24 protein-coding genes are annotated in these 21,579 nt (G+C 39.0%); 13 read left to right on the plus strand and 11 right to left on the minus strand.

Translation table 11 applies throughout. The features are described from left to right. Positions 1 to 213: 213 nt before the first annotated feature. The 5 genes from AWM68_RS00130 to AWM68_RS00145 all read left to right on the plus strand — a co-directional run bounded on the left by AWM68_RS00130 (position 214) and on the right by AWM68_RS00145 (position 3,636). On the plus strand, positions 214 to 1,278 hold the full coding sequence (locus AWM68_RS00130; protein WP_066235924.1) for an undecaprenyldiphospho-muramoylpentapeptide beta-N-acetylglucosaminyltransferase: 1,065 nt from the start codon (positions 214 to 216) through the stop codon (positions 1,276 to 1,278). A 91-nt stretch (positions 1,279 to 1,369) separates the two neighbouring features. Further along, positions 1,370 to 2,092 (plus strand): AzlC family ABC transporter permease, encoded by a 723-nt coding sequence (locus tag AWM68_RS00135; protein ID WP_066237322.1) that lies wholly within the window; start codon positions 1,370 to 1,372, stop codon positions 2,090 to 2,092. Continuing rightward, positions 2,085 to 2,390 (plus strand): AzlD domain-containing protein, encoded by a 306-nt coding sequence (locus tag AWM68_RS00140; RefSeq protein WP_066235926.1) that lies wholly within the window; start codon positions 2,085 to 2,087, stop codon positions 2,388 to 2,390. Before AWM68_RS00135 ends, AWM68_RS00140 begins: the two co-directional genes overlap by 8 nt. Before the next feature lie 95 nt (positions 2,391 to 2,485). After that, entirely contained in the window at positions 2,486 to 2,623 is a 138-nt protein-coding gene (locus AWM68_RS21635; protein ID WP_197468107.1) for a hypothetical protein, read from the plus strand. A gap of 146 nt (positions 2,624 to 2,769) precedes the next feature. Continuing rightward, the gene (locus AWM68_RS00145) at positions 2,770 to 3,636 is read left to right on the plus strand and encodes a Cof-type HAD-IIB family hydrolase (RefSeq protein ID WP_066235928.1); all 867 of its coding nucleotides are present in this window, start codon (positions 2,770 to 2,772) and stop codon (positions 3,634 to 3,636) included. Here the strand turns inward: AWM68_RS00145 and AWM68_RS00150 are convergent. Further along, positions 3,625 to 3,930, minus strand: coding sequence for a hypothetical protein (locus tag AWM68_RS00150; RefSeq protein WP_066235931.1), 306 nt, complete (start codon positions 3,928 to 3,930; stop codon positions 3,625 to 3,627). The two genes, AWM68_RS00145 and AWM68_RS00150, sit on opposite strands and share 12 nt — an antisense overlap. Positions 3,931 to 4,203: 273 nt before the next feature. Between AWM68_RS00150 and AWM68_RS00155 the strand changes: the two genes are divergently transcribed. Beyond that, positions 4,204 to 5,004 carry a glycerophosphodiester phosphodiesterase gene (locus AWM68_RS00155; RefSeq protein WP_231868363.1) on the plus strand — a complete coding sequence of 267 codons (801 nt, stop codon included), beginning with the start codon at positions 4,204 to 4,206 and terminating at the stop codon, positions 5,002 to 5,004. A gap of 377 nt (positions 5,005 to 5,381) precedes the next feature. Here AWM68_RS00155 and AWM68_RS00160 read toward each other — a convergent pair whose 3' ends face one another. The 3 genes from AWM68_RS00160 to AWM68_RS00170 are packed head-to-tail and all read right to left on the minus strand — an operon-like array spanning position 5,382 to position 7,690. Further along, positions 5,382 to 6,428: an ABC-2 transporter permease gene (locus tag AWM68_RS00160; protein WP_066235933.1), complete on the minus strand. Its 1,047-nt coding sequence runs from the start codon at positions 6,426 to 6,428 to the stop codon at positions 5,382 to 5,384. Further along, entirely contained in the window at positions 6,418 to 7,302 is an 885-nt protein-coding gene (locus tag AWM68_RS00165; RefSeq protein ID WP_066235935.1) for an ABC transporter ATP-binding protein, read from the minus strand. The genes AWM68_RS00160 and AWM68_RS00165 overlap by 11 nt, the downstream gene beginning before the upstream one ends. Beyond that, positions 7,286 to 7,690: a GntR family transcriptional regulator gene (locus AWM68_RS00170; protein WP_066235937.1), complete on the minus strand. Its 405-nt coding sequence runs from the start codon at positions 7,688 to 7,690 to the stop codon at positions 7,286 to 7,288. The genes AWM68_RS00165 and AWM68_RS00170 overlap by 17 nt, the downstream gene beginning before the upstream one ends. 136 nt (positions 7,691 to 7,826) lie before the next feature. On the opposite strand from AWM68_RS00170, the gene AWM68_RS00175 reads away from it, so the two are divergent. Then, entirely contained in the window at positions 7,827 to 8,660 is an 834-nt protein-coding gene (locus tag AWM68_RS00175; RefSeq protein ID WP_066235938.1) for an HAD family hydrolase, read from the plus strand. 86 nt (positions 8,661 to 8,746) lie between these two features. Then, on the plus strand, positions 8,747 to 10,012 hold the full coding sequence (locus AWM68_RS00180; protein WP_197468108.1) for a M48 family metallopeptidase: 1,266 nt from the start codon (positions 8,747 to 8,749) through the stop codon (positions 10,010 to 10,012). 81 nt (positions 10,013 to 10,093) lie between these two features. On the opposite strand, the gene motB is transcribed toward AWM68_RS00180, so the two are convergent. Continuing rightward, positions 10,094 to 10,870 (minus strand): flagellar motor protein MotB, encoded by a 777-nt coding sequence (gene motB / locus AWM68_RS00185; RefSeq protein WP_419865568.1) that lies wholly within the window; start codon positions 10,868 to 10,870, stop codon positions 10,094 to 10,096. After that, entirely contained in the window at positions 10,860 to 11,645 is a 786-nt protein-coding gene (gene motA / locus AWM68_RS00190) for a flagellar motor stator protein MotA (protein ID WP_066235941.1), read from the minus strand. The genes motB and motA overlap by 11 nt, the downstream gene beginning before the upstream one ends. 205 nt (positions 11,646 to 11,850) lie before the next feature. Between motA and AWM68_RS00195 the strand changes: the two genes are divergently transcribed. Beyond that, positions 11,851 to 12,405 carry a TlpA disulfide reductase family protein gene (locus AWM68_RS00195; protein ID WP_231868340.1) on the plus strand — a complete coding sequence of 185 codons (555 nt, stop codon included), beginning with the start codon at positions 11,851 to 11,853 and terminating at the stop codon, positions 12,403 to 12,405. Between the two features lie 248 nt (positions 12,406 to 12,653). Then, positions 12,654 to 14,072, plus strand: a complete 1,419-nt coding sequence (locus tag AWM68_RS00200) for an ATP-binding protein (RefSeq protein ID WP_066235942.1) — start codon at positions 12,654 to 12,656, stop codon at positions 14,070 to 14,072. A gap of 190 nt (positions 14,073 to 14,262) precedes the next feature. Here AWM68_RS00200 and AWM68_RS00205 read toward each other — a convergent pair whose 3' ends face one another. Together AWM68_RS00205 and AWM68_RS00210 are read right to left on the minus strand one after the other, a co-directional pair. Further along, positions 14,263 to 14,892, minus strand: a complete 630-nt coding sequence (locus AWM68_RS00205) for a CAP domain-containing protein (protein ID WP_066235944.1) — start codon at positions 14,890 to 14,892, stop codon at positions 14,263 to 14,265. A 97-nt stretch (positions 14,893 to 14,989) separates the two neighbouring features. Further along, positions 14,990 to 15,514 carry a histidine phosphatase family protein gene (locus tag AWM68_RS00210; protein ID WP_066235946.1) on the minus strand — a complete coding sequence of 175 codons (525 nt, stop codon included), beginning with the start codon at positions 15,512 to 15,514 and terminating at the stop codon, positions 14,990 to 14,992. A 339-nt stretch (positions 15,515 to 15,853) separates the two neighbouring features. Here AWM68_RS00210 and AWM68_RS00215 point away from each other — a divergent pair, with 339 nt between their 5' ends. After that, complete coding sequence (locus tag AWM68_RS00215) at positions 15,854 to 16,483, plus strand: hypothetical protein (protein WP_066235947.1); 630 nt, start codon at positions 15,854 to 15,856, stop codon at positions 16,481 to 16,483. A 210-nt stretch (positions 16,484 to 16,693) separates the two neighbouring features. Here the strand turns inward: AWM68_RS00215 and AWM68_RS00220 are convergent, their stop codons facing one another. Genes AWM68_RS00220 through AWM68_RS00230 form a run of 3 tightly spaced genes read right to left on the minus strand, consistent with a single transcriptional unit; the run spans position 16,694 to position 19,544 of the window. Beyond that, positions 16,694 to 17,686, minus strand: a complete 993-nt coding sequence (locus AWM68_RS00220; protein ID WP_066235949.1) for an NAD-dependent epimerase/dehydratase family protein — start codon at positions 17,684 to 17,686, stop codon at positions 16,694 to 16,696. A gap of 12 nt (positions 17,687 to 17,698) precedes the next feature. Further along, positions 17,699 to 18,946 carry an MFS transporter gene (locus AWM68_RS00225; RefSeq protein WP_066235952.1) on the minus strand — a complete coding sequence of 416 codons (1,248 nt, stop codon included), beginning with the start codon at positions 18,944 to 18,946 and terminating at the stop codon, positions 17,699 to 17,701. A 1-nt stretch (position 18,947) separates the two neighbouring features. Beyond that, positions 18,948 to 19,544 carry an ArsR/SmtB family transcription factor gene (locus tag AWM68_RS00230; protein ID WP_066235954.1) on the minus strand — a complete coding sequence of 199 codons (597 nt, stop codon included), beginning with the start codon at positions 19,542 to 19,544 and terminating at the stop codon, positions 18,948 to 18,950. A gap of 174 nt (positions 19,545 to 19,718) precedes the next feature. Here AWM68_RS00230 and AWM68_RS00235 point away from each other — a divergent pair, with 174 nt between their 5' ends. Together AWM68_RS00235 and spoIIP are read left to right on the plus strand one after the other, a co-directional pair. Then, complete coding sequence (locus tag AWM68_RS00235) at positions 19,719 to 20,186, plus strand: MarR family winged helix-turn-helix transcriptional regulator (RefSeq protein WP_066235956.1); 468 nt, start codon at positions 19,719 to 19,721, stop codon at positions 20,184 to 20,186. A gap of 202 nt (positions 20,187 to 20,388) precedes the next feature. Next, a complete protein-coding gene (spoIIP, locus tag AWM68_RS00240; protein ID WP_066235958.1) occupies positions 20,389 to 21,540 on the plus strand; it encodes a stage II sporulation protein P in 1,152 nt (383 codons plus the stop codon). The last annotated feature ends 39 nt before the right edge of the window (positions 21,541 to 21,579 follow it).

A 21,579-nucleotide genomic window follows, 5' to 3' on the forward strand; every position in this document is an offset into this window, starting at 1 on the left:
GTGTATTAATACCCCACACCGTATTAGTGACTACAAAGTTCTCCATCTTAACTACCTGCAATCCTGCTAGTACAAAGGTGATTTTATACGAATTTACACACAATTATCACTCACATGCCATTTTCTTTTTTTGGCTACATATATTAAAATGGCGATAAGATAAAATCCGCGCTAATCAAGCACGGCGGATATAAAAGAAGTGAGGAATGCTGTTTGAAAAAGTTAGTACTAACGGGCGGTGGTTCAGCTGGACATGTAACACCGCATCTGGCATTAATACCTAAATTAGAGAAAATGGGATGGGACCTGCATTATATCGGTTCTGTTGATGGAATAGAGAAAAGTTTGATACAAGATGGAACGAACGTGCCGTATTACGGTATATCCAGCGGGAAACTTCGACGCTATTTTGATTTGAAAAATATAAAAGATCCTTTTAAAGTGGCAGCAGGTGTTGCACAAGCTTATTTCAGGCTTGGCAAGATCAAGCCGGACGCTGTTTTTTCAAAGGGCGGTTTCGTAGCTGTTCCCGTAGTGATTGCAGCATGGATGAGAAAAATCCCTGTGTACATTCATGAATCTGATATTACGCCAGGACTTGCAAACAAAATATCGTCTAAGTTTGCTTCTAAGATTTTTGTTACGTTTGATGAAGCGAAAAAGCATTTTGCTGCAGGTCAAGCGATCGTAACCGGCTCACCTATTCGCGATGAGCTGCTTCAAGGCTCTAAAGAAAAAGGGCTTTCTTTCTTGGGATTCAGAGGTCATTTGCCGGTTTTAACCATTATGGGTGGAAGCTTAGGCGCGCGAAAAATTAATGAGGCCGTTCGTGAAGGACTTCCTGAACTGCTCCGTTCTTATCAAATTGTACACATTTGCGGTAAAGGAAATCTGGATGAAAACCTATTAAATACAGAAGGATACCGACAGTTTGAGTATATTCAAAGTGAACTGCCAGATGTTGTTGCTGCAACAGATTTCGTGATTTCACGTGCTGGATCAAACAGCATCTTTGAATGGCTGACGCTTAAGATCCCGATGCTGCTTATTCCGCTTTCAAGAGCCGCGAGCCGGGGAGACCAGATTCTTAACGCTCAATCCTTTGAAAAACAAGGCTATTGTCACATTTTGTATGAAGAAGAGCTAACAAAAGCAACGCTGGTTTCTTCACTAAAAGATTTAAAGTCCGATCAAGTGAATATGAAGCGAAACATGGAGAGCTTTAAAGCATCTGACAGTGTAGACTTAATCCTTCGTACAATCACTGGAGAGAAGTAAGTAAATAAAAAGGGGGTCTGTCCCGGGGACAGACCCCCTACAATTTAAATACACTTCATATCATACAAAAGACGGAGATGAAAAATAGATGATGCCAAGCCCTGTTTTACACAGAGAACAAACATCTGGTCATTGGAAAAAGGGGATACAAGCGGGTTTGCCGATTGCAATCGGTTATATGCCCGTTGCGTTCACATTTGGCTTACTTGCTAAGGCTGCAGGCTTAAGCCTTTTTGAAACACTAGGAATGAGTTTTATTGTATTTGCCGGTGCTTCTCAATATATCGCATTATCAATGATTGCTGCAGCGAGCGGAGCCGCTGAGCTGATTCTCACAACGTTCATCATGAATATTAGACATCTCCTGATGAGTGCTTCTCTTAAAGAAAGAGCAGAAGAAGAGCCAAAATGGTTAAGAGCATTTTATGCTTTTTTCATAACAGATGAAACTTTTTCTGTTGCTGCAACCTCACCAGAGAAAAAGATAACGGGAAGTTATTTGCTTGGTCTCGGGATTATTGCCTATAGCAGCTGGGTCTTATTTTCAGGCGTAGGTTACATGATGGGCGCAGGTCTGCCAGCGGCCTTGCAAAACAGTATGGGTATTGCTCTTTATGCGATGTTTATTGCTCTGCTCGTACCTGCAGCCAAGAAAAGCAGGAAAGTTATTGCTCTTGCAGCAAGTGCAGCCATTTTAAATTGCTTTTTTTCAATGATTCCAGCGTTAAGCGGTGGATGGGGCATTATTTTATCTACAACAATTTCGGCTGTCTCTATCGAGTTTTTCATGAAAGGGGATGAGAAGAGTGAATGATCAATTGATATGGGTAATTATCGGAATGGGAATTGTAACCTATATTCCAAGAATGCTTCCTCTCGTTCTCTTTCATACGAATCATCTGCACAGTAGAATTCAAGGAATATTGAAAAACGTTCCTTATGCCATTTTAGGTGCTCTTATCTTTCCCGGGGTGTTAACGATAAATTCAGATTCATATCTTTATGGAATAATTGGTGCAGCAGCAGCCTTTATCGCCGCATGGCTGAACTTAAATGTTATTTTGGTCGTGTTGTCTTCCATCTTGGTTTTGTATGGTTTTACGTTTTTGTAGCACATTGTCATAATTTGCTTTGTAAATAATTCACCTTATGAATTGATTTGTAGAAAAGACGGGCGTATAATCACAATTAAAAGGAGGAGATATGAATGCCTCATTTAATTCGATTCATCGTTATTGGTTTATTTTCTGTTTCAGCTTTATCTGTTTTATCTTTCCAAGCAGTTGAAGTTTTTCATGCAATATCAGATATGGTACAATCATTCATCTACAACAAAGACCTTTAAAAAATGTAAATTGTGAAGAGCTATGGAATTTAAATCAATAGCTCTTTTTTTGTTTGTTGAAAAAGCTCACCGCAACATCACTATGATTAGAGGCCTTTCATTTAGGGGTAAACTTACTAATGGACTAAGCAATAAAGGATGATTAGATGAAATTAATAGCAATTGATATGGATGGAACTTTAGTTAATAAGCAGCTAAAAGTGACAAAAGAAAACAGCGAAACAATCTCAAAAGCTGTAGAAGAAGGGCATCATGTTGTAATTGCAACAGGCAGATCTTATGATGAAGCAAGACATGCATTAGAAGATGCTGAGCTGCATCTGCCGCTTATTTGTGTGAATGGAGCAGAAATTAGGTCTGCAGATTGGAAGATTCTTTCTTCAATCCCTCTAAATTTTAAGCAATATGAGGACATCAAGAATATCTTAGATGAAGAAGATATTTATTATGAACTATACACGAGTAAAGGTACATACACGGATAATCGTGAAAAAGCATTTGAAGTCATGAAAGATATCATTTTAACTTCTAATCCTGAAGCAACAGATGATGATGTTGAGAAAGCCGCGCTCCGCCGTTTTCGTTTAGGGCTTGTAAGTGTTATAGGAGATTTTGATAAGCTTTTGGATGAAAAAGATCTAGAAGTATATAAGTTCCTAGCATTCTCAAGCGACACAGCAAAACTTCAGCGGGCCTTTCAGCATCTAAAAGGTGTTAACGAACTCGCTGTCAGTTCATCTGCAGATAACAACTTAGAGATTACAAACAGCGAAGCACAAAAAGGGGTAGCTCTTAAAAAATACGCTGAATTAAAAGGTATTCCTTTAGAGAATACGATGGCGATCGGCGATAACTATAATGATGTTTCCATGCTTGAAATCGCAGGTTTTCCAGTAGCGATGGGAAATGCAGTTGATGAGGTTAAAGAAATGGCTGCGTTCGTGACAAAGGAAAATGACGAGAGCGGAGTAGCGTTTGCTATTAAGAGGTTTTTAGATATTTCACATTTGTAAAAGCTGTTTGCGAATTTCACGATGTATATGTAAGTAGTTGATTTCCGTTCCAGATGCTCGCTTTCCGCGGGGCAGGCGGTGAGCCACATTCGTACGTTTAACTCTTAAGTGTCTCACCTGTCTAGTTGCAGTGGCTAGCCCCTCGAGGTCAAAAGGTGAATGAATCAGAAGGCAAAGTGCGCCTTCAAATCCATTCACCTTTTGCTTGTCGGGGCTGAACGAGCCACTTCCACTTTTCGGACTGCCCGCCTGTCCCGCAGGAGTCTCGCATCCTCCACTCCAATCAACAATCATAGAAGACAATATTAGAAAGCAACAATCTTTTACCTTTAAAAAAGAAGGCACTTGCTTGGTCAGACACGCAGATTACAAAAGCTGGTTCGATCTTTACGAACCGGCTTTTTTTATACACACTTTTTTTACATATGATTTACTATCGTGTAAACATGCTTTTATACTCCCTTGTTAAAGTGGCATAGTAGTTCACTTATAACAAAGGGAGAGTGCGAGATCGTGAAAAAAGCATTTAAGATGAGTGTAGGGGCTCTTGCGTTAAGTTTAACATTTATGGGTGCTGATTTTACTGCTGACGCAAAAGAAAAAGATAAAGAGATTCTGAATGTGGCACACCGAGGAGCTTCTGGACATGCACCGGAACATACGATTACTTCTTATAAAATGGGAGAAAAAATGCATGGAGATTATATTGAAATTGACCTTCAGATGACAAAAGATGGTGAATTGATTGCGATGCACGATGAAACACTTGACCGTACAACAAACGGAACAGGTGAAGTTAAAGACTATACGCTAAAAGAGATTAAAGAGCTTGATGCAGGCAGTTGGTTTAATGAAAAGTATCCAGATCGAGCAAAAGGGGAGTACGAAGGCCTTCAAGTTCCCACGTTAGAAGAAGTGTTCCAGACGTTCGGTAAGAATGCAAACTATTATATTGAAACAAAATCACCAGAAGTATATCCAGGTATGGAACAAAAACTTGTAGAAATGGTGGACAAGTATAGCATTAATAAAGACAAGCTTTTGGTACAATCTTTCAGCTCTGAAAGCTTATTGAAGATGAATCAAATTGATCCTTCTATCCAGCTAGTTCAGCTTATGTGGTACACATCTCCAGCCACGTTAACGGATGCAGAAGTGCAGTCTATCAAACAATATGCGATGGGAATCGGGCCAAACAGCAATATGATCGATCGCGAGTACGTACAACAAGCGGTACAAAACGGACTTGAGATCCATCCGTATACAGTAAACGAAAAAGAAGAAATGCAAAAGCTGATTGATTGGGGCGTAACAGGTTTGTTCACAAACTTCCCAGATCTTCTGCATGAAGTGAAAAAAGGAAAATAAACGATGATAAGCAGCCGACGATTTTAAGTCAGCTGCTTTTTTCTTTTTTTACAAAAAACACTTCGCCGTTATCCTGAAGCTTAGCAAAGAATATTTCTTTCACATCCTGAAACCGGCATTATTATGCTGGCTAATAAACCATTCTTCAGAAAGGTTGTATTCTTTAAAAGGCTGATCGATCTATTCTCCGTTCGAGATCAACATGGTCGGCAAATATTGAGGCATAGTCTGCGGAATGTTTAAATCTTCTTTTGTAACAGAATCTTTAAGATTCCTTCCGTTGTCATCCCTCATTTAGTTTTAGTTATGGTGATAAAAGGTTGTCCGAAGATAATAGGTACAAACAAAAAGAGCGGCAAAGATTAGCCGCTCTTACATTACTTGCCAAACTGCATGCGCAAATTGATTAATCTTTTTAGCATAAAGAAAGCCAGTACACCGCCAATAGCTGCGGATAAGTAATACCCGATAAGAGAAGGAGATTGATGACCACCGAAAATGCCGCCGCCAATCATTCCAAATGTTAAGGCAAAACATAATACGACACCAAAAGTAAAGAATCTTCTTCCTTTCTCAAAAACAAGTAATCTGCCATTGTTTTCGTTTTTCGTTCTGCCAAACAGATAAGTACCGATTAGAACGGAGAACATTGTGTATATAAGAGGGATGATAAGCATAACGAATGATATTCTGTTTAAGTAATTCACTTGATTACCAGGTGATGTGTCAACATAATAGTTGAAGTCTATTACTGACATCGGAAGCGTTATACTCTTAATGATATCTGTTCTTTCAAGGTTATTTATATTGTACAGGGAAACACCATGAAACTCTAAAAAGGATAGAATCAACGTTAAAAACCCTATAGGGAAGAGTAAAAAGATGCCGCTAAGCAACAATTGAGAGACAATACTGCCTGCAATGGTTCCAATAAATAGACTAAAAGAAAAAATCGCAATAGAAAAAGGCAATACGATGATCATAAATTCTAGAACAAAAGATGGATCTGCAACTTCTGATAATATTGTAAACTTTACAATTAACATGCATAACAACAAGTTTAATAGCAGTCCTGAAATGATATGGACTACCCCAAACATCCATTTTGATAGAAAGATATCTTTGCGTTTGAATGGAAGTGAGAACGTTAGATCTGTGGCATGAGTCGTTCTTTCATTGCCTATTAAAAGCGCAGCTAACCCTACAACTAAGAACAAAAATAAAACAATATCAGCTCCGATAAAACTAAAGTGTAAGTAATAGTTTTCAGGCGAATCTGGATACGGGTTCTGCTTCTCGGCTAACATGCTTTGCGCTTTACCAAAAAACGAATAAGGCAAAAAGAGAAACAAAGAAATATACATGGCCCATACCGCAGGACTTCCAAGTTTTTGATTTCTCATCCACAATGCTTTATGAAACATGTGATTCACCTCCAAGTGATGAAATAAATATGTCTTCAAGTGTCATCGGAAGTTCTTCTATGAATAAAGGATTTTCCTGATTTATTTTATCAAGTGTCGCTTCAATGTTTCCTTTGATCATTAATGTATACACCCGCCCTGTTTGATTCAGGATGTTCACATTCCTTAAGTGAGCAATCTTTTCTGGCAGGGAGTGTTTGTAGACGACTTGAACTTTTCTAAACGATGATTTTGCATCTTCAATCGATGTCGTAGATTCTATTCTTCCTTCTTTAATCATGATCAGCACATCTGCCATCTTTTCAACTTCTTCTAAGTGATGGGTAGAGATCAGCACACATAATTGCCTCTCACTTACTTCTTCTATAATGAACTGTAGAATGTTTCGTTTAACAATCGGATCGAGTCCGTTTGTCGGCTCATCTAAAATGATTAGTTCTGCTTTAGTAGAAAAGGATAGAATCATTAAGAAAAGTGCCTTCATTCCTTTTGAAAAAGTTCTAAGTTTCTTATTCTTAGGAAGCTTAAAGCGGTCAAGAAGTGAGTAAAAATACATCACATCAAAATGCTCATAAATGGCATCATACAGCATTACAATTTCTTTAACGCTGTAGCCTTTTAAGATTTCAGTTGAGTCAGGCACATACGTCATTCTTTGCTTAATTTGCGGGTTGTGATGGATATCCGTTTCATTATAAGTAACAGATCCATGATCAGGATCTAAAATCCCAGAAATAACGCGGAGCAGCGTTGACTTTCCCACACCGTTTCGTCCAACTAGACCTGCAATCGTACCGGGCTCTAATGTCAAGTTCACATTATCTAAAACGATTTTGCCTTCTATTGTTTTACTAACATTACTCACTTTCAACATGGCTGTTTTTCCCTCCAAGCTCTTCTGAATATTTTTGTAGCCACTTTGATAATGTTTGGTGATTGATACCTAAATAAGAGGCTTCAATTAGCAGCTGTTTAAGCTGCTGCTTCAGTTCATTTTTTTTCTGATCGTCGGCTCTTGGAGTGATCGTAGCAGATACGAACGTGCCTTTTCCTCGCAACGTTTCAATGATGCCTTGGCGCTCAAGCTCTTGATAAGCCTTGCTTACTGTATTCGGATTAATAAGCAAAGTAGAAGATAGTTCTCTAACCGAAGGCAATTTATCTTCCGGCAACAAAATTTCCTTCAATATCAGTTCTTTGATCTGATGGACAACCTGTTCCCAAATAGGTGTATTGCTTCGGGGATCTAAATTTAAAATCATATTATCCCACCTTTATATACTATATGTGTATTACTGTGTATAGTACACTTATAACATACAAGATAAGTAAATTTCTGTCAATGTACTTTTCTTTACTTTTTGAAATGGGGAAAACTACAATATTATAGAAGGAGGAATGGACGTGAAACAAATCATTGATGAAGCAAAGCTGCTTATTTTTGATCTTGACGGAACTCTTTATGAGGATACAGATCATTTTGATTATTACTGCCGATTGCTGCAAAAAAGGGTACCTGATGAAAAGAAGCAAGCCTTTTGGGATACATATGAAAACATGAAAAATGGAAATCATCCGGTGACGATTGGAAAAGTGTATGATATCCAAAACGATGCGAGTGTCACGGTAGATCCCATGACGCTTCAAGTGACGAAAGTAATGTCATTTAATGGGCAAGAGTGGCCTGAGGAAAAAGTGAAAGATGAATTTTCGGGTGAACTTGTTTATGATTTTGACCGATTAATCGCAATAGGAGACGGCTGGTGGCTGCCTTATGCAACTGCAATGCACTTCGGTTTGAAACAGGCTGACACGTGGGAGTGCTACAACGCAACAAAAGAATATATGGTAACAGATCAATTTCAACTTTCGAAAACACCGGGACTGAAACAGGCGTTGGAACGCTTGAGGGAAGAAAAAAAATTGGTCCTTTTAACGAATAGTGAAAAGGAAGATGTAAAACGTTTATTAAAAGAGTTGAATCTGGATGGTCTGTTCCACCGTTTATGTACAGAAGGTGAAAAGCCGCTGAAAACAAGAGATAAGATGCAAGCCATTCTAGACGAATTTGAAATACAGCCTCATGAAGCCGTTTCAATTGGTGATAATTTTATAAATGAGATTGCACCAGCACTTCTCATGGGATTAAAGGCCATCTATATTCAGCCGAACCGTATCGAGGTAGATCATGAAAACCTCCATGTCGTGCCAACACTTGCTAATGCTCTGTAAATTTTTATGATGTATTTTTGAAAGCTTGTTCTAAATTGGACAAATCGCCCTACACTTTATAGTAGGTATAAAAGGGGGCGTAGGCTTTGAAAAAATCGTTCGTGTTTTTAATCGGCTTTGCGATATACGCTGGACTTATGTGGTTTTACCTTTTTCAAGGAGCAGATTCAACATTACCGGTTCACTTGAGGGGGTCTGCTGCTGATCCTGCTGTTTTTATGACAGACCGGGAACTTGAGTTAAGTACGGACTTTTCAAGGATCAAAGATTTTATCTACTTCATTTCCGTGCCACTTGAATGGTTCATTTACTTGTTTGTCCTAGGATTTGGACTTTCGAAATGGTTCCGGAAAGCATCTAGCGGATTATCGAAGTTCTCTATCGTTCATACAGGGGTATACGTGCTTTTGCTTTCTTTTGCAAGCTGGGTGCTAACGTTCCCGCTGCGCTATTACAGTTTTACGGTCTCAAAAAGCTTCAACATATCCGTCCAACCGTTTCATAGCTGGATGAGGGACGGACTTGTAGATTTCTGGATCAGCTGGCTTTTGACAACGGTGATGGTCGCAGTGATGTACTGGCTCATTAAGAAATACGAAAAAAGATGGTGGCTATACGCTTGGCTGCTATCCATCCCGTTTACGGTGTTCATGTACTTTATCCAGCCGGTTGTAATCGATCCGCTTTATAACAAATTCTATCCGCTGCAGGATGAAGTGTTGAAAGAAAAGATTTTAGATATTGCAGAGAGAGCCGATATTCCTGCAGAGAATGTATATGAAGTGAACATGTCTGAAAAGACGAATGCTCTTAATGCTTATGTGAATGGGATCGGATCTAACTTAAGGATTGTTCTTTGGGACACAACTTTAAATAAACTGACTGATAACCAAGTGTTGTTCGTAATGGCACACGAGATCGGACATTATGTGATGAACCATCTCTATTGGAATCTGATATCGTCAATCGTCCTTTCATTTCTAGGACTGTGGCTCGGAAATATCATTTACCGGAAATGGATAGAGAAGTATGGGAAGTCATGGGGAATTAAAGGAGCAGGGGATTTAGCCGCTTTACCGGCATTGCTTTTGATCTTTTCATTGTTAAGTTTTGCTGTATCTCCTGTAGAGAATGCAGTTTCTCGAAAAGCAGAACGAGACGCAGATTTGTATGCCATTCAGATGACGAACGATTCAAAAGCTGCAGTAGGCGCTTTCCAAGAACTTGCGACAGTCAGTTTAAGCGAAGTGAATCCCCCTAAGATCGTAAAATGGTTTTTATACGGCCATCCGACTATGCTAGAACGTATTCATTTCTTAGATAGCTATAAAACGAGTAATAAGATAGATTAAAAATGAAAACTGGCTCTTATGTGGGTGGAAAACCACCTTTGGGAGCCAGTTTTTTATGTGTTTTTATAATACTTTCTTCTTTTACTTTACTGCCTGCAGACTAACATTCGGCAGTACGAGCACTTCAACACGGCGGTTCTTTCCACGGCCTTCCGCGGTTTTATTATCTGCTTTTGGGCGATACTCACCATAGCCGCTTGCGCTTACTTGGTTGGGTTTTAAACCCGGATTTTCCAAGAGAACACGCATAAAGTTAATTCCTCTTAATGCGCTTAGCTCCCAGTTGGATTGAAAGGCAGCTGTACGGATTGGCACGTTGTCTGTGTGACCCGCTATGACGATGTTTCTTGGGGGAGTTGTAACGAGTAGATCTGATAGTTTCTTACCAATCTCCCTTGAGCCGGGTTTAACTGTTGCACTTCCCGAATCGAACAATGCGTTGTCTAAGATGGTAATCAATAAGCCGTTCTCAGTCAGTTTTGTTTGCAGACTGGAAGTTAGCTGGTTCGCTTGGATATACGCATTAATTTTTTTTTCAAGTTCTTCTAAAGCTTCCAATTCCTTTTTTGCTTCTTCAAGACGATCTTTTTCTTCCTTAGAGATCACTTCTTTTACAGCTTCAGGTATTGGAGTGGAGTCAGGTGTTGGAATCGGAGCTTGTTCTTCCATAACGCCAGTACCACTCGTAAATTCATTTCGGAATGCACTGGCCATTTGTTTAAACTTTTGAGCGTCGATCTCACTCATCGCAAATAGAACAATGAAGAGCGCTAACAAAAGCGTAAGCATGTCAGCATAAGGGATGAGCCAGGTTTCGTCCACATGCTCTTCGTGATTCTTTTTCTTTTTAGCCAACAGAACCACCCGCTTTGTATTGATCGCGTTCGCTAGCCGGAATATAGGTTAACAGTTTTTCTTCTAAAATTTTTGGTGAAGTTCCATCTTGTATGGATAACAAACCTTCAATCATAATTTCCTTGATCATCACTTCTTTTTTAGACTTTCGTTTTAATTTATTAGCGAAAGGGTGCCATAACACGTATCCGGAAAAAATACCGAAAAGCGTTGCGATAAATGCAGCAGAAATGGCTTTACCGAGTGCAGTAATATCAGCCATGTTGCTGAGTGCTGCTACTAATCCTACTACTGCACCTAAAACACCAAGTGTTGGGGCATATGTACCAGCTTGTGTAAAAATGGTGGCGTTACTTGCATGACGCTCTTCCATTGTTTCTAGGTCTTTCATTAAAACGTCTTTTATGAATTCAGGCGGTTGCCCGTCTACAATCATTTTAATTCCTTGCTGTAAAAAAGGATCATCTACTTCTTCTGCTTTTGGTTCTAATGCAAGCAAGCCTTCTTTACGTGCAATAGTAGCCCATTCGATAAAAATGGTGACTAGATCTTTCATATCAATGAGTTTTTGTTCTTGAAATAAAATTTTAAAAAGAGCAGGTATTTTTTTTATTTCATTCATTGGAAATGCAATAAGTATGGTTGCAGCCGTACCTGCAAAAATAATTAGCAGTGCTGCGGGATTGAACAGGGAAATCGGACTGACCCCTTTTAATACCATTCCAACTCCAACAGCAACAATGCCTACGATGACCCCAATTAAGCTTGTGCGATCCATAATGATGTGCCTCACTTTATCTTTAAATTCTGTATCTAAATTTTGTGTGCTATATTTTCTTTTATATCGGAAAGTTAAGAGGAAACTTAATGATAAAGTATGGAAAATATGTGATCGGAGCTTTTTATGTTACGTTACTTTGCAGTTGAGTAAGAAAATCCTCTATAATAATAAAAGCGAATGAACGTGAAAAGAGGACGTAACAGTGAAGATAAAATCGATTGTGATCATGCTCATATTTGCGGGATTGATCGGTCTGGCTTTTTATTCGGCTCAAGAGAAAAAGGAAGAACCAGAAACAGCAGAAAACACAACAAATGAGGATACAGGACTTAAACCAGGAAGCAAAGCGCCTAATTTCTCATTAAAAACGCTTGATGGAACACCAATTGAACTAAATGAATACCGCGGTAAAAAGGTGATTTTAAACTTTTGGGCTACGTGGTGTCCTCCTTGCAGAGAGGAGATGCCAGAGATGCAAAAGTTTTATGAAGATTATAAAGAAAATAACGTAGAGATTCTGGCAGTAAATTTAGCTTACGCAGAAACAAAAAAGGAAAAAATCGGCGAATTTGTCGAGAAATATAGTCTTTCATTTCCTATTCCATTAGATGAAAAGAATACAATAGGGAAAGAATATAGAGCTGTTTCGATTCCAACCAGCTATTTTATTGATGAAAATGGAATCATAACAAACTTTCATATAGGTCCAATGGATTATGAATTTATGAAGGAAGAAATTAACAAAAAGAATAAATAAATACTGTTTTAAAGCCTTTTGGAGCAATTTCGGAAAGGCTTTTTCTTTTGATTGATAATTCGAGTCATACCTTTTAATGGGAAAAATAATTCGAAAGACCTGTATTGGAAATTGAAAAAATGGGAAAGTCGACCAATAGGGAAAAGGTATAATTTTGTCGAAATGAGAATATTAGCGAAAAAGGATAGGGTGTTTAATTGAGGGAATAGCCCGAGCACATGATTCTGTAAGAAGAAGGGGACTACTTAATGAACAAGCAATATGAAGAAACTGAAATAAAACGTATTGCCGATTTTCATAATACACTTTCCCACTGCCCAATCCATCTTTTTGGACTGAAAAGAGATGGTGAAGGTGATTATAAGTTTACATATTCTGCGGGATCCATGCTTGATGGACTTGGAGTTTCGGTAAAACCTTTGCCAGGAACAAGCTTACTTGAACTTTATTCTAAAGAATTAGTTACAGAATGGGCAAAGCAACTAGAAAAAGCTTTTTCGGGTGAGACACAAACTGCAAATATTAATTTAGGTGTACGATCAATACGCACGATTATATATCCGGTTTTAGAAAAAAATCATGATGTGCAGGAGGTTGTAGGTACATCCTATATGACATCAGGGTCTGTAAAAGAGGTCACACAGGACCAAAATCTGAAAAAGTTTAAACAATTGTTTAACCATGCCCTAGAAGCAATCGTTTTGTGCAGGTCGAACATGGAGATTGCGGAAGTGAATGACCGTGCATGTGAACTTCTGCAGCTTTCTAAAGAGGAACTTATCGGAAGAAGTGCTGAAGAATTTTTTGTCAGAAATGGCAGAGAAGTAATCAGAAAAAAATGGGATGAAGTATTGCATGGAAGAAAAATTACAGGAGAGTTTCGGTATCGAACCCCTGATGGTTTTATAAAAGAAATTGAATACTCTTGTCAAAAAGATATAGTAGATCATCTTCACGTGACCATTTTAAGAGACGTAACGGACCAAAAGCTAACAGAGCAAAAATTATTAAAAGCTGAAGCATTAAATGTTGTAGGGGAATTAGCGGCTGGTGTTGCACATGAAATCCGCAATCCTTTGACATCATTGAAAGGTTTTGTTCAGCTTATTCAAAATCAGACCGATGATTTTAACCAATATTTATCGATTATCTTATCCGAGGTAGATCGAATTGAGCATATTATTAAAGAGTTTCTCGTTCTTTCTAAAAGCAATTCCCAAAATTTTAAGATGGCCTGTATTACCGATATTATTAAAGATACTGTTGATTTACTGAACACACAGGCAATCATGAAAAATATCGAAATAAAAACGGAGCTCGAGGATCAGATGCCACTCGTTTTCTGTGATCCTATGCAGCTTAAACAAGTGTTTATCAATTTTGTGAAAAACGCAATTGAAGCTTCTTCTATAGGAGACTTCGTAAAAGTAAGCATGAGTTTGTGTGATGAAAAGAAAAACATTCAAATCCAAATAAAGGACTATGGGTGCGGAATGGATGAAGTAGTTCTTAAAAAAATCGGAAAGCCGTTCTTTACAACAAAAGAAGAAGGTACGGGGCTAGGGATGATGGTGAGCACCAATATTATAAAGCATCATAACGGCAAGCTTGATGTAAAAAGCAAGAAGGGAAAAGGAACGACCTTTATTATTACCATTCCTGTTTAGTAGGATATGTCCGAATGTGTGCGTTTATGGTGTGCGGAATATGTCGAGGGTTGTAGACTCGCGGATAAATAGCAATTACTTTTGGATTGTGGACCAAATCTTGTGGATAAACGGCAGAAATTTCTGGATTGAATGAGTGGAACCCCAATAAAAAAAGCTTTCCCGATTCGGGAAAGCTTTTTTGCTGTTTTTATCCTTTGAAAAGTTGAACGAACATTTTACCATATTGTCCACCGTCAACTACGCCAATACCAACGTTTGTGTAGTCAGACTTAAGGATGTTTTCACGGTGACCTTGAGAGTTCATTAGGCTAGTGTGAGCACCTTCAACAGAAGAGTTTCCTGCTAGGTTTTCACCTGCTGTGTTATATTGAACACCAAATTTCTTCATCATATCAAATGGAGAACCATAAGTTGGTGAGTTGTGATCGAAATAGTTGTTGTCGATCATGTCTTTTGCTTTAACGCGTGCAACTTTTGTTAACTCTGGATCAGCTTTTAATGCTGGTAAACCTTGCTTTTGACGCTCTTGGTTTACAAGATCAAGCATTTGTTGCTCTTGTGCAGTAAGTTCTGCACCTGCTTCAGCTTTTGGTGCCGCCTCTGCTGGAGCTTTTGTTTGCTCTTGCTGTGGAGCCGGAGCCGGAGCTGGAGCTTGTAGTTGTGGTGCTGGTGCCGGAGCAGCTTGAAATTGTTGCTGCTGTTGTGGCTGATTATTATTTAAAGAAGCAAATGGGCATGAAGATGCCGCTTCTGAGATTCCTGCGTTTGCGCCGAATAGGGAAGCGCCTAATACTGATGCTACTACTAATTTTTTCATAAGATGTTTCCCTCCCAATAATTTATCTTACGTGTACATGTTTCGGGACTTTTGTAGGAGGGTTGGGGGTCTGGAATTAACTACCAGTTTAATACACTCACAACTTGGATACATCTTTTAATGACACATCGATAAGATAAACATCAGGGTTTGATAAAAGCTCCCATTCTTTAAAGCCAAAGGAAGGCTGATACAAATTAATCATTAGGCTCAACAGATTTCCGTGGGTCACAATCAGTACAGATTGATAAGATTTACGCTGCAGTTCATTAATGAAAGAAGAGATTCTTTCTTTCGCTTCAAACGTAGACTCACCCCCAGGAAATTTTAAATGTTCTTCCTTATATGTACGTTCCAGATTCGTTCTCCAATTTGGATCATCTTCACTAGAAAGGATTCTTTCAGCTAGACGTTCATCTATCTTAATTGATATTTCATTTAACTCTGCAAATGGTTTAATGGTGTCGACAGCTCTTTTAAAAGGACTCGAAATGACACAATCGAATTGCTGCCCCTCTAAAAAAGCAGCCAATTCTCTAGCTTGTTGTTCTCCTTCAGCAGTTAATGAAGCATTACTTTCCTGACCTTCCGCTTTGCAATGTCGTATCGCAGTGATCTTCATGTACTATCCTTCTTTCTAATAGGTATGACTTAAAATTGTGTTGATTCTATGTCTATGTCTCTTAATGATTTTCTTCTTTGAACAGGTGATTGTAGTGCAAGGTGGGAGACTCCTGCGGGACAGGCGGGCAGGTGAGACACTTAAAAGTGAAACGTTAAGAATGTGGCTCACCGTCTGCCCCGCGGAAAGCGAGCGCCTGGAACGGAAATCAACTACTTCCAAGTACCCACAGAATTTCTAACACAGCACTCAATTTTAAACAGTTGTTTAATCTTTCGAGACGTTAAACCGAAAACCTTCCCGAATACTATTAATGTTGAAACTCGAAGGGAGATTGTCATGTATCCGGAATTAAACCACTTTAAGCAAATGAAAAAAGAATACGATATAGAGATAGAACGTGCACAAGAAAAGTGGCAGCAGCTACATAAACAGAAAGAATGGTCTTCTCATGAATATGAAGAGTTGCTAAACGCTTATGGTGTCAGGAATACAAAGATTACGATGGATGATCTGACTGAAGCCAAGAATAAGTATCTTCTAGCTATGGAAAAAGAACGAAACGCTATGGAGCATTTGGATGATTTAAAAGACCATCGAGATGACAGATTGTCGGAGTATCTAAAAACGGTCTATTCTTCACGTGATAGAGAACTTGATACAGCAAAAAACAGCATGGAAAAGAAGATTATTCAACTGGAGCGGTTAAAAGCGGAATACTTGATGATGGTCCAACAGATTCAAGAAATACATGCCTATCGTCAATCCGTTGAAAAAGAAACAAATGAAGCCGTTACGAGTTATCAGCAAACGTACGAACCAAAGGAGATTTTACCTTTATATCCGGCATTGTCCCGTCTAGAAATTCCTCTATCAGACATTCAGTATGTTTTTCAAAAAGGGGAGCTCCCTGAACACTTAAATAAATATATACAATTTAGTGATCAACAAAAAAGATTTCCTAAATAAAAAAAAAGCCATAATCCTATGGATAGGATTATGGTAAAGAAAACCGAACGCATGATGAAGAAATGGGGGGTAGGGAATTGCTCTGCCTTTTGCTGACAGGCGAGATTTTGTATCTCACAATCCTACTATATGTCACTGGGGGACAAATGGTATGGACAAGTGCCATGGGCATTCATGTATTTTTAAATGAATAGGAGAAAAACTGGAGTTTTATTGTTTTACTTTTTCTCCCCATTTTTGCAGCAATCGTTTTTCTTTATCCGGATGCAGTCCAGCTCGCCACTCATCAGGTCTCAGTTTTCTAGCTTGTGACCATTCTGCTGTATCTTGGATGGTTTCTTCTACAGGACGGAAAATGAGACCTTTGTTAATTGCCTTAGTGTCATCCGCGTAATTAAGACCTTTAAAATCACTACTTGCAATCCAAAGGGGCATTTCTATCCATTCGCCAACTTTTTCTTCTAATAAAAACGATTCAGAAACGGAAATGATTTTTGATTCTTTGTGATTTCTTATGCATTTTTTCACAAACTCATTAAAATCATATCTTCCGCCAACAGCTTGATAAGTACCGCCCTCTTCATTTTCAGCCATCCGCACGATCCAATTTGCCAAGTCGCGTACATCAATAAAACGAACGGCAGGGTCTTGCATGGCAGGTACCAAAATATCTCCTCCACGAACACCTCGATCCGGCCAATACGTAAACCGATCGGTATAATCACCAGGCCCGACGATTAATCCTGGACGAATAATTAAAGCTTGTTCCTGAAATACTTGAAGCACTTCTTGTTCACAAGCCGCTTTAAGAGCTCCATAATTTTCACCAATCTCAGTTACATCAGGATCAGAAAGTTCAGCAGTCTTAGCTTCTTCTGTTAGATTTCGTGCAGATTGATCTTCATAGACGGACACAGAAGAAACAAAGATGTAAGATTTTGTGTTATTATGGAGAGCTTCAGCAGATTTACGAACTTGTTTCGGGAAGTATCCGCATGTATCAACGACAACATCCCAAGAACGTTTCTCAAGCAACGATAAGTCTTCTGCTCTGTCGCCAATGATCTCCTGAACATTCTTCTGACTTCCTTTTTCAGCTGTTTTTCCTCTGTGAAACAAAGTAACTTCATGGCTGTTACTTTTAAAGGATTCTGCCAAATGCTTGCCTAAAAATCGTGTACCGCCGATGATTAATACTTTCATTCATTCCACCGCCTATTCCATTTTTCTTAAAGCAGGAAGTTTCCACATGATTAACACATTTACAAGAATTAAAGAGAGTGCGCCGCCAGCCATAATCTTATCGATGGTGAATCCATAAGAGATCAACATGGAAGTTGCTGCAAGTGAAAGTGGTGCGAGACCCATACTTGCCATCGTGAGCAGTCCCATCAAGCGGCCAAGCAGTTTTTTATCTACAGAAGACTGTACGGCAGAGATAAGCGGGATATTCGTAGCTGGGAATGTGATTCCAATAAAAAAGATAGCTAACATACAAGTAAAGAGTGAGGAGCTTTGGCTAAACAAGAAAAAGAAAAGATTCATGGTGAAGAGCGAAAGAGTTACCATAAGACCCCGCCTTTTTTTCATGTTTAATATCCCGATGACCACTGAACTAATAAGCATACCGGCAGCCATGGACCCCTCAATAAAACTGAAATCCAATGCACTTCCGTTGAGTACATTTTTTACAAAGATCGGGAGACCCATCATTAAAGGACCGACAACAAAAACATTTAGAAAAATCGTACTTAAGAAGAGTGCCTTTAAAAATGCAGAGCTCTTTACAACATCAAGTCCTTCTTTAATGGATTGCCACATGCCAGACTTTTTTGAACCGGAGTTTTCTGAAGCTGGAACATTAAGCAAAAAGGCAAGAACGGCAGATAACAAGAGCATGACTGCAGGAACTCCAAATGAAAGAAAGTAACCTCCGCTGCTTGCTACAAGCAACCCTCCAATCATCGGTCCTAGAATAAGGGAACTCTGCTGCGTGGTTTGGATGACGGAGTTGGCACGCGTTAGCTGGGATTGATCAACTACATTTGGTAATAGAGATCCGTTAGCCGGCCAAACGAACGCATCAAGTGCACCAAAAAATAAACCAAAAACAATAAATGATAGAAGTGATAGATGCCCGGTTGCGAGCATGATCAACAAGCCAATCAATAATACGGTTCTTAAGAGATTAGAGACAAACAAAATCTTCGTCCTGCTGACCCGATCTGCAAGAACGCCTCCAATGGCCATAAATAAGATACGCGGGACGTTCGCAGCGATAAATACGATTCCGAGCGATGCTTCTTTGTCGAGAGTCTTAACCACGTACCAGCTCTGTGAAAACTGAAAAATAGAGATGGAGAATGAAGAACAAATCGTGATTGCCCATATGAACAAAAAAGAACGTTGTTTAAAAAGAGATACTGAATCTTTTTCATTCTGTACCGTTAAGGCTTGTGCCATTTCAATCAAGCTCCTCTTCTGGATATGGCGTTTCTTTTAAAGGAAATGAGAGCATAAAGTAATGATAAATTTCGCCATCTTCCTGTTCATTCTTCTTAAACTCGGAGATTAGATCCGAAATTTCTTTTGCTTTTTCATGAAGCTGCTTAACTTGGTCAGGAGAAAGTTTCACATGGCGATAGCCAAATTTAAGAGGGGAATCCGTATAAGCAAGAACTTCAGGATCCAACTTGCGAATCATGGATTTTGTTTTTTCGAGAGAGACTAAAATATTTTCCTTTAATGCATCAGAGAGTTCATCTTTTACTTCAGTACGCTGATCAGGTAAAATTTCGGCAATAGAAAAGGATTGAGCAACCGGTCTGTAGAACTTTTGTATAATGCCGTTCTTTTCTTCAGTACGTTCGACAACTATCAATCCTACGCGTTCCATTTCTTTGAGATGATAGTGAATTTTTGGTGCAGGCACTTCCAAAAGGTCAGAAAGGATTTTTCCAGTCTTCGCTTCATCTAGAATCTCCCATAGAATTTTGATGCGAAGTGGGTCAGAAATAACCTTTAACTGTTCTACTTCACGTATTTGGTAAATATCTTGCATGTTCAACACTCCTAAAACGTTCAAATTTATTTGAATGTATCATACTGTGAGTATATGTCAATAGTCAACACTTTTGCACATTATTTGTAAAAAATAGTTCAAATGTTATGAAAATTCTTGTATAATGTTAGTATAATTTTTCGCATTACAACTTAGAGGCTGGAGGTTCATAGTATGGGGAATAAGGATTTGAAATCCTATGTGGAGAGATTGGAAAAAGTACATTATATTGTGTCAAAGCGTTTGCACCCGGAAATTGCTATTGAAAAGGAACTAACGAAAACACAATTCGTACTTTTAAAGACATTATGTATTAGAAATAAATGGACCGTGTCAAAATTGGCTGAATATATGGGTGTTAAACCAAGTGCTATAACTGTTGGTGCAGATCGTTTGTACAAGCGTGGTTTTGTAAGTCGTTACCGTAGCGAAATGGACCGTAGAATTGTTTATCTCGAAATTACTGACGAAGGGCATGAAATTTTAAGAGAGGCTGAAAATGAAAGAGTCAATTCAATAAGCAGCTACTTAAATCATTTGTCACCTGAAGAGTTGGGAACTTTTATTGATATTTATGAAAAGCTTGCAAGTGAAACTCAAACAGAGGCGGAAAAGCTCATTTTCACATCAAAAACCAGTTAAGCGACTGGTTTTTTTTGTGCCAATAAAAGCTTGAAAGTGGCTGGTTTTCGCTCCAGGCTAACCATATTCTACGGAGCGCAAGATGAGCTGTGTCATGTAAGCTGGAAGAATGTCTCTATTATTTTTTCATAGATTTGATTCTATTTAAATAATTACGCGCATAGGATGTGATAGAAACGCAAACAGAAGTGGAGGGCTATACATGTTTACCCCGCAATTGAATATAAAACGTTTACCTTTATTACTTGCTGGTGCCATGCTGTTTATTGTAATAGCCACTAGTTTCATCACATCGTTTGAAAACAAATACAGGTTGAGTTCTTCAACGATGCACAAATGGCTAACGGAATTTTCCGGAGAGGCACTCGTCTATTTCATAGGCTGGGAAAACAGGTATTTTACGCAAGAACTGCCGAAAGAGAGTGAACCGCCTGCGTTGTCGAGTGTCTTGTTCGAGCTTACAACAAGTATAAAACCTGGAGACATCCGAAGTCTTCTAGGAAATGAACTGCCAGGATTTGCGCTCTACGATTCAACCATTATCGTTGCAGGGGAAGGAACGGATTATACGAACTTAGCATATGAGTCACCCCCGCCGATGGAGCTGTTGTTAAGTGGGGAAGAAGCAGAAGTTCAAGACATGGAGCGTTTAGAAGATCCTGACCCAACTGACCCTCAAAATCCGCCAGGGAAGCCGTCAAGCGGGAAGAAGATCGCCTATATCTATCATTCGCATAGCTGGGAATCCTTTTTGCCGCATTTAAAAGGAGTCACAAATCCTGACCATGCCATACATTCAAAAGTAAACATCACAATGGTCGGCAAAAAGCTAGGGGAAGAATTAGAGGCGAGAGGAATTGGCACTACCGTCGATTTTACTAACATGACCGAACTGTTGAAGAAAAACAATACGGACTACCGTAAAAGCTACCCGATGTCACGTACACTCGTTCAAAGTGCAATGGCAAGCAATCAGGATATTGATCTGATCTTTGATTTGCATCGTGATTCTCAAAGAGGGAAATCCACAACAACAGAAATCAATGGGAAATCATATGCACGAACGTTGTTTGTAATCGGAACTGCAAATCCTAATTTTGAGAAAAACCAAAAAGCGGCACAGGAAATTAATGCGATCTTAGATAAAAAATATCCAGGATTAAGCCGTGGCGTAATCGGAAAAAACAAAACGACAGGGAACGGTGTCTATAATCAGGATCTCTCGGATCATGCTCTTCTAATCGAATTTGGTGGAGTTGACAACAATATGGATGAACTCTACAGAAGTGCTGAAGCAGTAGCAGATGCAGTAGCAGAATACTACTGGAAACAAAACGGAGCAAAAGCTGAATAAAGTTGAATGGCTCTAGAGGTGGTAATCCTTTGGAGCTTT

The organism is Fictibacillus phosphorivorans (genome assembly GCF_001619875.1).
Taxonomy (GTDB): domain Bacteria; phylum Bacillota; class Bacilli; order Bacillales; family Fictibacillaceae; genus Fictibacillus; species Fictibacillus phosphorivorans_B.

Excerpts from the sequence above, each read along its gene's own strand:
- AWM68_RS00135 (WP_066237322.1), top strand. The coding sequence starts at position 1,370 with ATGCCAAGCCCTGTTTTACACAGAGAACAAACATCTGGTCATTGGAAA.
- AWM68_RS21635 (WP_197468107.1), top strand. The coding sequence starts at position 2,486 with ATGCCTCATTTAATTCGATTCATCGTTATTGGTTTATTTTCTGTTTCA.
- AWM68_RS00145 (WP_066235928.1), top strand. The coding sequence starts at position 2,770 with ATGAAATTAATAGCAATTGATATGGATGGAACTTTAGTTAATAAGCAG.
- AWM68_RS00150 (WP_066235931.1), bottom strand. The coding sequence starts at position 3,930 with ATGATTGTTGATTGGAGTGGAGGATGCGAGACTCCTGCGGGACAGGCG.
- AWM68_RS00155 (WP_231868363.1), top strand. The coding sequence starts at position 4,204 with ATGGGTGCTGATTTTACTGCTGACGCAAAAGAAAAAGATAAAGAGATT.
- AWM68_RS00160 (WP_066235933.1), bottom strand. The coding sequence starts at position 6,428 with ATGTTTCATAAAGCATTGTGGATGAGAAATCAAAAACTTGGAAGTCCT.
- AWM68_RS00165 (WP_066235935.1), bottom strand. The coding sequence starts at position 7,302 with ATGTTGAAAGTGAGTAATGTTAGTAAAACAATAGAAGGCAAAATCGTT.
- AWM68_RS00170 (WP_066235937.1), bottom strand. The coding sequence starts at position 7,690 with ATGATTTTAAATTTAGATCCCCGAAGCAATACACCTATTTGGGAACAG.
- AWM68_RS00175 (WP_066235938.1), top strand. The coding sequence starts at position 7,827 with ATGGACGTGAAACAAATCATTGATGAAGCAAAGCTGCTTATTTTTGAT.
- motA (WP_066235941.1), bottom strand. The coding sequence starts at position 11,645 with ATGGATCGCACAAGCTTAATTGGGGTCATCGTAGGCATTGTTGCTGTT.
- AWM68_RS00200 (WP_066235942.1), top strand. The coding sequence starts at position 12,654 with ATGAACAAGCAATATGAAGAAACTGAAATAAAACGTATTGCCGATTTT.
- AWM68_RS00205 (WP_066235944.1), bottom strand. The coding sequence starts at position 14,892 with ATGAAAAAATTAGTAGTAGCATCAGTATTAGGCGCTTCCCTATTCGGC.
- AWM68_RS00210 (WP_066235946.1), bottom strand. The coding sequence starts at position 15,514 with ATGAAGATCACTGCGATACGACATTGCAAAGCGGAAGGTCAGGAAAGT.
- AWM68_RS00215 (WP_066235947.1), top strand. The coding sequence starts at position 15,854 with ATGTATCCGGAATTAAACCACTTTAAGCAAATGAAAAAAGAATACGAT.
- AWM68_RS00220 (WP_066235949.1), bottom strand. The coding sequence starts at position 17,686 with ATGAAAGTATTAATCATCGGCGGTACACGATTTTTAGGCAAGCATTTG.
- AWM68_RS00225 (WP_066235952.1), bottom strand. The coding sequence starts at position 18,946 with ATGGCACAAGCCTTAACGGTACAGAATGAAAAAGATTCAGTATCTCTT.
- AWM68_RS00230 (WP_066235954.1), bottom strand. The coding sequence starts at position 19,544 with ATGCAAGATATTTACCAAATACGTGAAGTAGAACAGTTAAAGGTTATT.
- AWM68_RS00235 (WP_066235956.1), top strand. The coding sequence starts at position 19,719 with ATGGGGAATAAGGATTTGAAATCCTATGTGGAGAGATTGGAAAAAGTA.
- spoIIP (WP_066235958.1), top strand. The coding sequence starts at position 20,389 with ATGTTTACCCCGCAATTGAATATAAAACGTTTACCTTTATTACTTGCT.